Genomic DNA, 13823 nt, shown 5'->3' with positions numbered 1-13823 from the left:
ATTCCAGCGGAACCCTCCCGCTCAGCCCAGCCGTAGCGAGCTGAGCGGAAGGGTTTCGGTGAAGCCGAGCCGCCGGTAGAGCCGTGCCGCCCCGACGTTGTCCGTGTAGACGCCGAGCCCGACCGTGTCGTAGCGGGCCAGCAGCGCCCGGGTCATCCCGGCGGTCAGCGCCGCGCCCAGCCCCCGACCCCGCTGGTCGGGGGCGACGGTCAGGCCGGCGAGGAACCCGATGTCGCCCCGGCTGCGGTCCGCGCCGCACGCCACCAGCCGGCCGCCGACCCGGATGCCGTACCAGTCCACCACCTCTGCGTCTCCCGGGCGGGCGGTGGTGCTCGGGAACGCCTCGTCGATCAGCGCCTCCAGCGCCGGATGGTCGGCCTTGGCGAGTCGTACCACCCGCAGCTCGTCCGCCTGTGCCGGTGGTGGCGTGTCGGTCCAGTGGAAGTCCCAGTCGTCGTGCCGGGTCACCGCCAGCCGGCCCGCCAGCAGGGCGGGATCGTGCCGGGGTAGGTGCAGCCGCTGCCCCGGGCGCAGCATCCCGTCGGCGACCAGCGCGACACAGACCTCGATCGCCGGCCCGGCCGGGCCGATCGCGCAGCCGGCCGGCCCGTGCTCGGGCGGCACCAACCACAGCACGGTGCCGTCGCGCCGGTAGCCGCGCGCCGGCGCGCCCCGCCCGAGTGCGTGCCGGGCGAACGGGTGGTGGCCGACGGCGGCCAGGATGGCGGTCCGGTCCAGGACCACCTGGTCGTCGATGATCATGCGACCAGCCTAGGAGCCGGGGGTCGAACGCTTGCGCCGGGCCGCCACGGCCAGGCCGAATCCATCGTGGAGATTGACGAGTCGACCGATTGGGTACATCCGGGGCCGACCTACTGGGAACCCCCACCGGAGGACCGACATGCTCGCCATTCTGGCCGCCATTGTCTTCGGCTTTGCCCTGCTGATCGACCTGCTCGACACCAACTTCGGAGCGCCGGACCTGTTCAACTGGAACACGCTCGTGCTCCTCGGTTTGTTCCTGCTCTCGCTCTACCTGGGCGGCGTGGGCAACGGCCCGCGCGGCGGTGGCGGCGGCCGCTGGTACAGGGGCCGGCGCCCCGGTCGCGGCTGACCGGAACCGATCACCAGTGGCCCGGCCCGCGGCGCGATTCCGGCGTCGCGGGCACGGCCCGGTACTGTCTTCGTGATGGAGTCCGACGCCCTCTTCTCCCTCGGTGCACCCGCCGGGTCGCGCAGCGCGCCCGACGGTTCCGCCAGTGTCGACGGCTTCACTCCGGTAGCAGCCGATTCGCCCCTGCCCGTCCGGATGCGCCCGGCGACCCTCGACGAGCTGATCGGGCAGGCCCACCTGCTCGCCCCCGGCGCGCCGCTGCGGCAACTGGTCTCCGGCGGCGCCCCGATGTCGGTCATCCTCTGGGGACCGCCGGGCAGCGGCAAGACCACCATCGCGCACCTGGTGGCCGGGGCCACCGACCGCCGGTTCGTGGCCATGTCGGCGCTCTCCGCCGGCGTCAAGGACGTCCGCGCGGTGATCGAGGCGGCCCGCCGGCAGCGCCGCTCGGGCGGCCCGCAGACCGTGCTCTTCATCGACGAGGTGCACCGGTTCAGCAAGACTCAGCAGGATTCGCTGCTCGCCGCCGTCGAGGACCGTACGGTCACGTTGCTGGCGGCGACCACCGAAAACCCGTACTTCTCGGTCATCTCCCCACTGCTGTCACGCTGCGTGCTGCTCACCCTGCAACCGCTGGACGACGAGGCGGTGCGCAGTCTGCTGCGCCGTGCGGTGACCGACGAGCGTGGCCTGGGCGGCACGCTCACCCTGGCCGACGAGGCCGAGGACCACCTGGTCCGGCTCGCGTCCGGCGACGTTCGCAAGGCGCTGACCGCACTGGAGGCGGCGGCGGCCTCCGCCACGGCGCTCGGCGCGAGCCGGATCGACCTCGCCACCGCCGAGCAGGCGGTCGACGTGGCGGCGGTGCGCTACGACCGCGACGGCGACGCCCACTACGACGTGGTCAGCGCGTTCATCAAGAGCATGCGCGGCTCGGACGTGGACGCCGCGGTGCACTGGCTGGCCCGGATGCTGGTCGCCGGGGAGGACGCCCGGTTCATCGCCCGCCGGCTGGTCATCTTCGCCAGCGAGGACGTGGGCATGGCCGACCCCGGCGCGTTGAGCGTGGCCACCGCCGCCGCGCACGCCGTCGAGTACGTCGGGCTGCCCGAAGCGCAGCTCAACCTTGCCCAGGCGGTGATCCACCTGGCCACCGCGCCCAAGTCGAACTCGGCCACCACTGCCATCGGCGCCGCGATCGCCGACGTGCGGTCCGGCCGGGGCGGCCCGGTGCCGCGCGGGCTGCGCGACGCGCACTACGCCGGCGCCCGAGGGCTGGGCCATGGCACCGGCTACCGCTACCCGCACGACGACCAGCGTGGCGTGGTCACCCAGCAGTACGTCCCGGACGACCTGGTGGGCACCGACTACTACCGGCCCAGCCCGCACGGGGCGGAGCGGTCGGTGGCCACCCGGCTGCCGCTGCTGCGCGGGATCGTGCGAGGGCTGCCGGCCCCGCCCGCCCGCCCGGAGGCCCCGCCGGCCGGGCCGCCCGTAACGGCGCAGAACGGGCCGGCGCTTGCCGACGAGAACGGTCGCCCGACGACGGGCACGGGCGGTCCCGGCACGATGCAAGACAGCGGCACCAACGCCGCAGGAGAGGGTCAACAGTGAAGTCGCGTGGTGCGGACCGCCCGGACGAGGGCCCGGATGAGCGGCGCGATCCCCGCGCCAAGGGCCGCCGCTGGGGTCGAGGCCGGGCCGAGGCCGAGCCGGAGGAGCCGGTAGCCGGCGAGGAGTTCGGCTGGATCGACGACCTGCGGTCGGCCAAGCAGCAACGTTCCGAGCTTGGCCCCGACGGGGCCGCGGTAGAGCCCGCAGGGCCACGCGGGGGCGCCCCGGTGCCGCCGGACGGCCCGGTGCCACCCACCCCGCACCGTGGTGACCCGGACGGTCCCGCCGCGCGCCGGCCGGCCGGCGGACCATGGCCGGGCGACGCTCCGCCGCCGGGCCGCCGCCCGGACGAGCGGCCACCCGCCGACCGACCCCGGGCCGCCGGCCCCGGAGTCCCCGCCCCGGGCCAGCCGGCCCGCCGCGGGGCACAGCCGGCACCCGGCAGCGGCCCTCGCGCCGCCGGGCCGCCGCTCGCGCCTCCCACCGCCGCCCGCCCGGCCGGTGGCGAGCCGGCAGGCCCACCCGGACCCCCGACCTCGGGCGTACCGGCCGGCCCGGCCCGGCCCCGCCCGGGCGCTGCCCCGGCCGGCCCGCCCGCCGGCCCGCCGGGCACCGGCGCACCGACCGGTCGCCGCCCGGCCGCCGTCCCCCCATCGGGTCGAGCGGACGCGATGCCGCCGCTACGCCGGCCCGACGCCGGGCCGTTGGGTCGCAGACCCGGCCCGGAGACCACCGAGCCCGGCCGTCCACTGCCCACCGACGGCGGGCCCGCCGGTCGGCGTACGACCGATCCGGCGCGGGCCGCCGGTTCACCCACCGCCCCCGGCGGGACCCGCTTCGACGCGGCGTCGACCGGTGCCGTACCGCCGGTCCCCGGTGGACTGCGACCCGACCCCGCCGTCGACCGTGATCCGCGGAACGCCCGGCGTCGCCCGGGCACAGTCGACCCCGGCGCGACGGAGACGTCCGGCCATGGGCCGGCCGACCGCGCCCGCTCGTCCTCCGGCGGGCACCGCCGCGCGGCCGAACCCGACGAGCCGGTGGTGCCCCGTTCGGGCAACGCCCCGGCGGTGCCCGACGCGTCCGGCCACACCGGCGCCGCGCCGACCATCGGTCCGGCCGACGGCACCGGGCGCCGCCGGACGGTCCCGGACGAGCAGGAGCGCCGCGCTCCGGCCGGCGGCGAGCCCCGGACCGACCGCCCGGAGCGGCCGGCCGACTGGCTGCGCCAGGCAGGCCGCCTGCCGCACACCGACCCCGCCCTGCCGGTGGTCAACCGGCGCGGTGGCACCCCGCCGCCGGCCGGCCGCCGTCCTGGGCCGCCCGTAGGTGCGGGTGACCTCACCGACCACTCGCCCGGCCGGCTCGCCGTGCCGGACCCGGCCGCGGAGCGCGGCACCGGTCGCCGGCCCGCCGGGCCGCCGGCCGACCCGGCCGCGGACGCCCCCACCGGTCGCCGTGCCGTCCGGCCCGGCGCGACGGGCGACCGTGGCGACGACCCGTACGCCGGTCCCGCCGGCGGCGGGCGACCCGCGCCCGGTGGCGGTGCCGCCGGTCCGGGCGCACCGGCCCGCGGCGCCGCCCGCTCCACCCCGCCCGGTCGTGCCCGGCCCGCCCCCGGCGACGCGCCGGCCACCGGCGCCGGACACCGTGGTCCCGACGGGCCATCCCGGCCCGGCCCGGGTGCCGAGACCACTGCCCGTGGCGCCGCCCGCCCGGACGGCCCGGCCCGTGCCGCCGTCCCACCGGGCATCGGCCCGGACGGCCCGCCCCGGCAGCGCCCGGACGGTCCGGCTCGCGCCGCCGTCCGCCCCGCTGGCGCCGTGCACCCACCCGTGAGCGGCGAGCCCGGCACCGGTCCCGGAGCTCCCGCGGTGGCCCGCGGCGGTGCGCCGGCCGTTCGACCCGCGCCGGCCGATCGCGCCGCCGGCCGTGCCCTGCCACCGAACCGGGAGCCCGGTCGTCCCGAGCCCTCCGGTGTCGCACCCGTGCCGCCGCCCGGCCGCCCCGGCGAGCCGGTCGGTGTGGCCCGGGCCGCCGCCGTGGTGCCCACCGCGGGCGGACCGGTGGACCGGCCGGTGCCCGCGCCGGCCGACGGGCCCGCGCTGCGCCCAGCCGGCCAGGACGTGCCCGACGACGACGGCGCCGCCCCGGGCGCCCGGTCCGAGCTGCGCCGGCAGTTGCGCGAGCGGCGCCGGCTGCGGGCGGCGGTGCTGGCGCTGGTCAGCGTCGTCCTGCTCGGCGCGGTGCCGCTCTTCTTCGGCATCCGTACGCTGAGCCGGGACCCGGTCTTCGACAACCTGGACCAGCTGAACGTGCCCGGCTGGGCCGCGGCGAAGACGGTCGACGAGGTCAGCGGCAGTCGTTGGTGCCTGCTCGACTGTCGACTGCGCGAGCGCACCGTCACCTCGGAGAAGTCGCCGGAGGAGACGGCGGGGGTCTACGAGAACGCGCTGCGACAGGACGGCTGGCAACCGTGGAAGGTGACCCGCTGCCCCGAGCAGGAGACGAAGGGGAGCTACACCTGCTGGCGTCGCGACGAGCTGACTCTCGACCTGTGGGTGCGCGAGCCGACCTGCGTGCCGCCGCCGGTCGACGGCGAGCCGGCGATCGTGCCGTCTCCCGGCCCGTCGGCCGCTGCGGCGGAGTGCGCCGGCTCGTTGGTATCGGTGAAGGTGCGCAACGCGATCGATGACGAGCGGACCAAGCCACAGCCGAGCACCGATCCGTCACTGACCGGAGAGGATCCGTTCCCGACAGTCAGCGCGGACCCGCTGGGTGAGTTGACACCCTCACCGTCGTGAGCCGGTTTCCATCACGGACGGTAGGGTCTGGGGCTGGTAGGCCCGTCCGCTGCCGTTGATCGGTGACGGTTCGGTGGGCCCCGGTACGGGTACCACGGTTGTGCGTTCCGGGGACGTCGGGTCCCCGGAACTCTGCTTGAGGAGGACAGGCGTGGGCGACATTGGAGCGGTTGCGGCGCTGATCGCGGCGTGCGCGTTCGCGGTGCTGGTGCTCATCCTGACGCTGCCCATCCTGCGGCTGCGGCACACGGTGGACGCCACCACCCGGATGATCAACGACCTCAACGATCGGACCGCGCCGCTGCTCGGTGACGTGAACACCACGGTGAAGAACGTCAACACCGCCCTGGAGCAGGTGCAGACCTCGCTCGACGGCGTGAACCTCCAGTTGGCGAAGGTCGACACCATGACCAGCCACGCGCAGAACATCACCGCCAACGTCGCCAACCTGACCACCGTGGTCTCTGCCGCGGCCGCGAACCCGCTGGTCAAGGTAGCCGCGTTCGGCTACAGCGTGCGCAAGGCCGCGGCCAGCCGCCGGCACGCCGAGACCGAGCGCGAGGTGCGCGACACCATCAAGCAGCAGCGGCGGGCCGCCCGGCGCGGCAACCGCTGACCGGCCGGCGCACCAGGAGGTAGCGAGACATGAGGCGATTGTTCTGGTTGGGCATCGGGCTCGCCGTCGGCGTGGTGGTGGTCCGCAAGGCGACCCGGACCGCGCAGGCGTACACCCCGGCCGGCATCGCGAGCACGTTGTCGGAATCCGCTGGCGGGCTGGTCGAATCGCTGCGTAGCTTCGTGGAGGACGTCCGCGTCGGGATGGCCGAACGCGAGCAGGAGATCCACCAGGCGTTCGCCCAGGGCGAGGCGTTCGACGACCAGTTCGCCGAGCTGCGGGAAGACCCGCGGATCGGCGATCGATACATCTTTCCGGAGGAACACCAGCGATGAAGACGGCGGAAATCAAGCGGCGGTACCTCGCGCACTTCGAGGCGAATGGCCACGCCGTGGTGCCGTCCGCTCCGCTGCCCGCCATCAGTGACCCGAACCTGCTGTTCGTCAACGCCGGCATGGTGCAGTTCGTCCCCTACTTCCTCGGTCAGCAGCGCGCGCCGTACCAGCGGGCGGTCAGCGTGCAGAAGTGCATCCGTACCCCGGACATCGATGAGGTCGGCAAGACCAGCCGGCACGGCACGTTCTTCCAGATGAACGGCAACTTCTCCTTCGGCGACTACTTCAAGGACGGCGCGATTCCTCTCGCGTGGGACCTGGTCACCAAGCCACAGGACCAGGGCGGCTACGGCCTCGACCCGGAGCGCGTCTGGCCGACCGTCTATCTCGACGACGACGAGGCGTTCGAGATCTGGCGGTCGGTGGGGGTGCCGGCCGCTCGGATCGTCCGCCGGGGCAAGGCCGACAACTTCTGGTCGATGGGCATTCCCGGGCCGTGCGGCCCGTGCTCCGAGTTGTTCTACGACCGGGGCCCGGAGTACGGCCGGGAGGGCGGCCCGGCGGTCGACGAGGACCGCTACATGGAGTTCTGGAACCTCGTCTTCATGCAGTTCGAGCGGGGTCCGGGCACGACGAAGGACGACTACCCGATCCTGGGTGACCTGCCGGCGAAGAACATCGACACCGGCATGGGCCTGGAGCGGATGGCCTCGATCCTGCAGGGCGTCGACAACCTCTACGAGATCGACGAGGTCCGGCCGATCCTGGACCGGGCGGCCGAGCTGACCGGCAAGCGGTACGGCGCGCACTCCGGCCACGTGGCCAGCGAGTCGCACCCGGACGACGTACGGCTGCGGGTGATCGCCGACCACGTGCGGACCGCGCTGATGCTGATCGGCGACGGCGTGACCCCGAGCAACGAGGGGCGTGGCTACGTGCTGCGCCGGATCATGCGTCGGGCGATCCGGTCGATTCGGCTGCTGGGCTGGCAGGATCGGGCGTTGCCCGAGCTGTTGCCGGTGGCCCGGGACTGCATGGCGCCGTCGTACCCGGAGCTGGCGACCGACTTCGACCGGATCGCGCAGTACGCGTACGCCGAAGAGGAAGCCTTCCTGTCCACCCTGCGCGCCGGCACCACGATCCTGGACACCGCGATCGCGGAGACCCGCACCGCGGGTGGCGCGGCGCTGTCCGGGGCGAGGGCGTTCCAGCTGCACGACACGTACGGCTTTCCGATCGACCTGACCCTTGAGATCGCTGCGGAGCAGGGCCTCACGGTCGACGACGAGGGCTTCCGCCGGCTGATGGCCGACCAGCGGACGCGGGCGAAGGCGGACGCGCAGGCCCGCAAGACCGGGCACACCGACGTGTCGGCGTACCGGTCGGTGCTGGACTCGGGTGGCCCGGTGACGTTCACCGGGTACAGCGAGGTGGCCCGCGAGTCGACGGTACGGGCGCTGCTCGGCGAGGGTGGCCCGCGCCAGGCGGCGACCGAGGGCGACACCATCGAGCTGGTGCTCGACACGACCCCGTTCTACGCCGAAGGCGGTGGCCAGCAGCCCGACCAGGGCATGATCACCGTGGGCGGCGGTCAGGTCGAGGTGCTCGACGTGCAGCAGCCGGTGCCCGGCCTGATCGTGCACCGGGCCCGGGTGATCCGGGGTGAGGTGCGCGCCGGCGAGACCGGCTACGCCGAGATCGACACCACCCGGCGGCGGGCGATCTCCCGATCGCACACCGCGACCCACCTGGTGCACCAGACCATGCGCAACTTCCTCGGCGACTCGGCCACCCAGGCTGGTTCGCTGAACGCGCCCGGTCGGCTGCGGTTCGACTTCAACACTCCGACGGGAGTGTCGCCGACCGTGCTGCGCGACGTGGAGCAGCAGGTCAACGAGGTGCTCCTGGCCGACCTGGAGGTGCACGCCTTCATCACCTCGCTGGACGAGGCGCGGCGGATCGGGGCGATGGCCCTCTTCGGCGAGAAGTACGGCGAAGAGGTGCGGGTCGTCGAGGTGGGCGACTACGCCCGGGAGCTCTGCGGCGGCACGCACGTGGCCCGCTCGGCCCAGCTCGGCCTGGTGAAGATCCTCTCCGAGTCGTCGATCGGCTCCGGCGTCCGTCGGGTCGAGGCGCTGGTGGGCATGGACGCCTTCGGCTTCCTGGCCCGTGAGCACCTGCTGGTCTCCCGGCTGGCCGAGCTGTACCGGGTGCCCAACGAGCAGGTCGCCGACCGGGTCGAGCAGACCGTCACCCAGCTCCGGGATGCGGAGAAGGAGCTGGAGAAGCTGCGCGCCCAGCTGGTGCTGGGCGGAGCGGCGGCGCTCGCCGCGCAGGCCAAGGACGTGCGCGGGGTGGCGTACGTGGGCACCGAGGCCCCGGAGGGCGCGGCCGGTAACGATGTGCGGACCCTCGCCCAGGAGATCCGCGGCAAGATCGACCCGGCCCGGCCGGCGGTGGTCGCGGTGGCGGCCCGCTCGAACGGCAAGGCCTCCCTGGTGGTGGCGGTCAACCAGGCCGCCCGCAGCCGGGGCCTGGCCGCCTCGGACCTGGTGAAGGCGGCGTTCTCCGGGCGCGGCGGGGGCAGCCCCGACCTGGCCCAGGGTGGCGGCCTGCCGGCGGCCGAGGCGCCGAACCTGCTACACACCGTCGAGAAGGCGATCACCGAGGCGTGATGGTTCATCATGTTCGACCAGGGCGGGCCGATCGGTCCGCCCTGGTTCGTCGGGTCCCGGGGGTGACCGCCGGTGACTGAGCTGACGCGCGGGGTCCGGATCGGGGTGGATGTCGGTCAGGTCCGGGTGGGGGTGTCCCGTTCGGATCCGGACGGCGTGCTGGCCACGCCGCTGGTGACCCTGGCCCGCGACCTCACGACGGCGCCCGACGCGGTGCCCAGTGACCTCGCCGAGCTGGCCGCGCTGGTGGCCGAACATGAGGCCGTGCAGGTCGTCGTCGGCCTTCCGGTCAATCTGGCCGGCAAACACGGCCCGGCAGCCATCCATGTGAAGGCGTACGCTGACCGACTGGTCGATGTGATAGCGCCCGTCCCGGTAACGCTCACTGACGAGAGGATGTCGACCGTGGTCGCTTCTCGTAGGCTTGCTGAGCGTGGCGTTCGGGGCAAGCGTCAACGAGCGGTTGTCGACCAGGCGGCCGCGGTGGAAATTCTGCAGAGCTGGCTGGACGCGCAGCGGAGGCGGACGTAATGATCGACGATCTGGACCTTGGGTTCGACGAGCCGGAGCGGGGGGAGAAGGGCCGGCACCGCCGCAGCTTCGTCCGCAAGCGCAAGGGCGGCTCCGGTTCCGGGGGCCGGGGCAAGACGTTCCTGGCACTGCTGATGGCCCTGGTCCTGCTGGGCGGCATCGGCGGCGGCGCGTTCTACGGTTTCGACCGGATTCAGAACTACTTCGTCACGCCCGACTACAACGGCACCGGGTCCGGCGAGATCACCGTCGAGATCAAGAACGGCGCGTTGCTCGCCGACATGGCCGACGCCCTGGTCGCCGCCGACGTGGTGAAGAGCCAGAAGGCGTTCATCGAGGCCGCCGAGGCCAACTCGCGCAGCAAGAACATCCAGCCGGGCACGTACAAGCTGCGGAAGCAGATGAGCGGCGCGAGTGCCGTCACCGCGATGCTCGACCTGAAGAACAAGATCGTCAACGGGTTGACCATCCCCGAGGGGCGTACCAGCAAGAACATCTACAAGCTGCTCTCCGAGAAGACCAAGATCCCGGTCAAGGACTTCGAGACCGCCGCGAAGAACCCGCTGGAGCTCGGCATCCCGGACTGGTGGTTCACGCGCGAGGACGGCAAGAAGGTCCCCAAGTCCGTCGAGGGCTTCCTCTTCCCGGACACGTACGAGATCCCGCCGAAGGCCACCGCGGAGAGCATCCTCAAGCTGATGGTCGACAACTTCCTCTCCGTGAGCGGCGAGATGAAGTTCGCCGACCGGGTGCAGAAGGAACGCAAGGTCAGCCCGTACGAGGCGCTGATCGTGGCCTCGCTGGCCCAGGCCGAGGCAGGCAACAAGGACGACCTGGGCAAGGTCGCCCGAGTGGCCTACAACCGGGTGTACGGCGAGTTCCCCTGCAACTGCCTGGAGATGGACGTCACGGTCAACTACTACCTGGAGTCGATCGGCAAACCGACCAAGACCTCCGCGCAGATGACGCAGTCCGAGCTGGACGACCCGAAGAACCCGTACAACCGCAAGCTGCGGGGCCTGATCCCCACCCCGATCAACAACCCGGGCAAGCAGGCCCTGGAAGGGGCCATGAACCCGCCGACGGGCAAGTGGCTCTACTTCGTGGCGATCGACAAGCAGGGCCACTCCGCCTTCGCCGAGACCTACGAGGAACAGCAGCGCAACGAGGCCAAGGCCAGGGAGGCCGGCATCATCTGAGGCCGGCCGCGCTGCCGGGTAGGGTCGAGCTGAGATGGGCGGCAGGGCGGGGGAATGATGCGCATCCACACGGGGGCTCGTGAGGTGTCCGGCGGTGGTCGTGTCCTCCCGTAGGGCCGCGGTGCTGGGCAAGCCGATCGCGCACTCCCTCTCCCCGGTGATCCACACCGCCGGGTACGCCGCCGCCGGGCTGACCGGATGGTCGTACACCCGGATCGAGTGCGCGGCGTCGGAGCTGCCGGCCCTGGTCGCCGGCCTGGGACCGGAGTGGGCCGGGCTGTCGGTGACCATGCCGGGCAAGGAGGCGGCGCTGGAGGTGGCCGCGGATGCCTCGCCGGTCGCCGTCGCCGTCGGCGCGGCCAACACGCTGGTACGCCGCCCGGACGGCTCCTGGTACGCGGACAACACCGACGTCGGCGGCATGGTGCGGGTGCTCACCGACGCCGGAGTGGGCGCCGGTGCCGCCATGACGGTCCTCGGCGCAGGGGGAACGGCCCGCGCCGCGCTCGCCGCCGCCGCGCGGCTGGCCTGCTCCTCGGTGACGGTGGTGGCGCGTCGGGCCGAGGCGGTCGACGAACTGCGGACGGTGGCGGGCGCGCTCGGCGTCGCGCTGACCGCCGCGGGCTGGGCCGACGCCCCCCGGCACCTGGTCGCCGACGTGGTCGTCTCCACCGTGCCGAAAGGCGTCGCCGATCCGCTGGCCGAGGCGGTGACCTGGCGGCCGGGAGGCGTGTTCTTCGACGCGCTCTACGACCCGTGGCCGACGCCACTGGCCACCTCCGCCCTCGCGGCCGGCTTGCGGGTGGTGTCCGGGTTGGATCTGCTGCTGGCCCAGGCCGTCGGCCAGTTCGAGCAGTTCACCGGGGTGGTCGCCCCGGTCGAGGCGATGCGGGCCGCCCTGCGGAGCGCGACCAGGAGCGACTTCCTTAGCTGACGGTTAAGACGCGCTTACGGCAAACTGTCCTCCCACGGCATGGCCTGGTCATCGATACGCTGCTGAGCGTAATCGCAGCAGACACAGGGAGTTTTCCTTGACCAGGCACGGACTGCACCGCATCCGCCGGTTCCGCCCCGGCCCCCGCCGCAAGGCGATCGCCATCGGCGTGGTCGGTGGTTCGGTGGTGGCCGGCATCGTGGCGACCATGATGCCGCTGCTGGCCAGCGACGACCTGTCGATCCAGGCGGCGGCGGACACCACCGCGACCGCGGTGACGCAGGACGGCGACAACGCCGCCAAGGCGACCCTCGCGACCTGCCCGGCGCGCTGCGACGGCAACCCGCGAGGTGGTCGGGAGGCGGTCATCGAGTTCGCGGTGACCAGCGTGCCGGCCGCTGCGGTCAACGTCCGGGCGACGCTGCGGGTGCACGCCTGGCAGCAGTTCCCCGCCACGGTGACGGCGCACGCCTCGCCGTTGAGTGCCCGCCAGGCGCGGCCGGCCCCGGTGCCGGCGGGCGCCGCCCTGGCCACGGCGACCGGGGTGACCAAGGGCGTCAACGAGTGGGACGTCTCCAAGCTGGTCACCGGCAACGGCACCTGGACCGTCTCACTGGCCCAGGCCGGCCTGGAAACCCGGATCTACTGGGCGTCGACCGAGAACCGCGACCCGGAGCTGCGCCCGCGCCTGCTGATCAGCTACGACATCGGCGCCCGCCCGTCGCCGATCACGACGACCCGTCCGGCACCGCCGCCGTCGCCGAGCGCGTCGCCGACCACCGCCGCGCCGAAGCCGTCACCGACCATCGCCCCGACACGGACGCCGACCCCGACGGCGAGCCCCACCGTTCCGCCCGGCGAGTGCGGCGCCGTGTCGGACAAGCTAGTTCCCTCCTGCGGAGCCTGGTGGGGCATGTACTCGCCGACCGTCGCGGCCGGCGGCTGGAACCACGGCAAGGCGATCACCGACGTTGAGGCGCAGGTCGGGCGCAAGTTCGACATCGTGCACCGCTACCACGACTTCTCCAACGCCGGCAGCAACGGCGCCTTCCCGGACGCGTACGAGCAGCAGCAGATGCGCGAAGGCCGGCTGATGTTCTTCGCCTGGGAGTCCCGCAACTTCTCCACCGGCACCACTCTGACCTGGGCCGACGTCTACAGTGGCCGGTACGACGCGACCATCGACGCGGTCGCCGGCCGGATCCGTGCCGCCGGCGTGCCGGTCTTCATGGGCTTCGACCATGAGCCGGAGGACGACCCGGCCAAGGGCAGCGACGTCGACTTCGTCCGGGCCTGGCGGTACGTGTACGAGCGGTTCGCCAAGGCCGGTGCGGACAACGCGGTCTGGGTCTGGACGATGATGGGCTGGTCCGGGCACTACTCCCGGTACGCCGGCCTGTACCCCGGCGACCGCTACGTCGACTGGGTGGCCTACGACCCGTACAACTTCCACGTCTGCACCGGCAGCACGGTGTGGAAGAGCCCGAGCACCACTGTGGGCGGCTTCTACCGCTGGCTGGACGAGCACGGCATCGGCGCCAGCAAGCCGCGGATGCTCGCCGAGTTCGGCACCAACTTCAACTCCGCAGACCCCGGCGCCAAGCAGCGTTGGTTCCAGGAGTTCCCGGCGGCGCTGAAGGCGCACCCGAAGGTCAAGGCTGCCATCTACTTCAACTCGCCGGGCGTGACCAGCAGCTCGGCCACCTGCAACATGACCATGAATCACGACCCGTCGGCGCTGGCTGGGTTCACCCGGGCCGGGCAGGACGGCTACCTGCGGCAGCCCACCGGGGGGAGCCGCTGACGACTGATCCGAGAGTGACAGGCGCTGATCGGAGTCGGACATCCGACTGACGTGACGCTCTGTCAGCTAGCGGATACACCGACCGGCCAATCGGCGGATGCCGGGCACCAGGGTTGGCGAGGCACGCTACGCGGGTTCTCATCCACCTTGGAGGCGCAGCGTGCCCGAACTGCCACCTTCCGGAAGACTCCGCATCT

The 13823-nt window shown here is 73.2% G+C and carries 11 protein-coding genes; 10 read left to right on the top strand and 1 reads right to left on the bottom strand.

Features of this window, described 5'->3' with window-relative positions; translation table 11 throughout:
• Nucleotides 1-21: 21 nt before the first annotated feature.
• Nucleotides 22-762, bottom strand: a complete 741-nt coding sequence (locus OG990_RS18080; protein WP_406076315.1) for a GNAT family N-acetyltransferase — start codon at nt 760-762, stop codon at nt 22-24.
• A 139-nt stretch (nt 763-901) separates the two neighbouring features.
• Between OG990_RS18080 and OG990_RS18075 the strand changes: the two genes are divergently transcribed.
• The 10 genes from OG990_RS18075 to OG990_RS18030 all read left to right on the top strand — a co-directional run bounded on the left by OG990_RS18075 (nt 902) and on the right by OG990_RS18030 (nt 13626).
• Nucleotides 902-1114, top strand: a complete 213-nt coding sequence (locus OG990_RS18075; RefSeq protein WP_328414004.1) for a hypothetical protein — start codon at nt 902-904, stop codon at nt 1112-1114.
• Between the two features lie 75 nt (nt 1115-1189).
• The gene (locus tag OG990_RS18070) at nt 1190-2728 is read left to right on the top strand and encodes a replication-associated recombination protein A (RefSeq protein ID WP_406076313.1); all 1539 of its coding nucleotides are present in this window, start codon (nt 1190-1192) and stop codon (nt 2726-2728) included.
• Nucleotides 2729-4806: 2078 nt separating this feature from the next.
• A complete protein-coding gene (locus OG990_RS18065; protein WP_386992032.1) occupies nt 4807-5532 on the top strand; it encodes a hypothetical protein in 726 nt (241 codons plus the stop codon).
• Between the two features lie 151 nt (nt 5533-5683).
• Complete coding sequence (locus OG990_RS18060; RefSeq protein WP_406081603.1) at nt 5684-6148, top strand: DUF948 domain-containing protein; 465 nt, start codon at nt 5684-5686, stop codon at nt 6146-6148.
• Between the two features lie 29 nt (nt 6149-6177).
• Nucleotides 6178-6483 (top strand): hypothetical protein, encoded by a 306-nt coding sequence (locus tag OG990_RS18055; protein WP_328414009.1) that lies wholly within the window; start codon nt 6178-6180, stop codon nt 6481-6483.
• Nucleotides 6480-9158, top strand: coding sequence for an alanine--tRNA ligase (gene alaS, locus OG990_RS18050; protein ID WP_406081602.1), 2679 nt, complete (start codon nt 6480-6482; stop codon nt 9156-9158). Before OG990_RS18055 ends, alaS begins: the two co-directional genes overlap by 4 nt.
• 72 nt (nt 9159-9230) lie before the next feature.
• A complete protein-coding gene (ruvX, locus tag OG990_RS18045) occupies nt 9231-9689 on the top strand; it encodes a Holliday junction resolvase RuvX (protein ID WP_328414012.1) in 459 nt (152 codons plus the stop codon).
• Complete coding sequence (mltG, locus tag OG990_RS18040; RefSeq protein WP_406081601.1) at nt 9689-10888, top strand: endolytic transglycosylase MltG; 1200 nt, start codon at nt 9689-9691, stop codon at nt 10886-10888. Before ruvX ends, mltG begins: the two co-directional genes overlap by 1 nt.
• A 121-nt stretch (nt 10889-11009) precedes the next feature.
• A complete protein-coding gene (locus tag OG990_RS18035; RefSeq protein ID WP_406081801.1) occupies nt 11010-11822 on the top strand; it encodes a shikimate dehydrogenase in 813 nt (270 codons plus the stop codon).
• A 97-nt stretch (nt 11823-11919) separates the two neighbouring features.
• Entirely contained in the window at nt 11920-13626 is a 1707-nt protein-coding gene (locus OG990_RS18030; protein WP_406081600.1) for a glycoside hydrolase family 26 protein, read from the top strand.
• Nucleotides 13627-13823 lie beyond the last annotated feature (197 nt).

Origin of the sequence: Micromonospora sp. NBC_00858, assembly GCF_045207365.1 — a bacterium.
Taxonomy (GTDB): domain Bacteria; phylum Actinomycetota; class Actinomycetes; order Mycobacteriales; family Micromonosporaceae; genus Micromonospora.
Note: the sequence above shows the minus strand (reverse complement) of the source record. Positions and strands in the feature narration are given on the sequence as shown.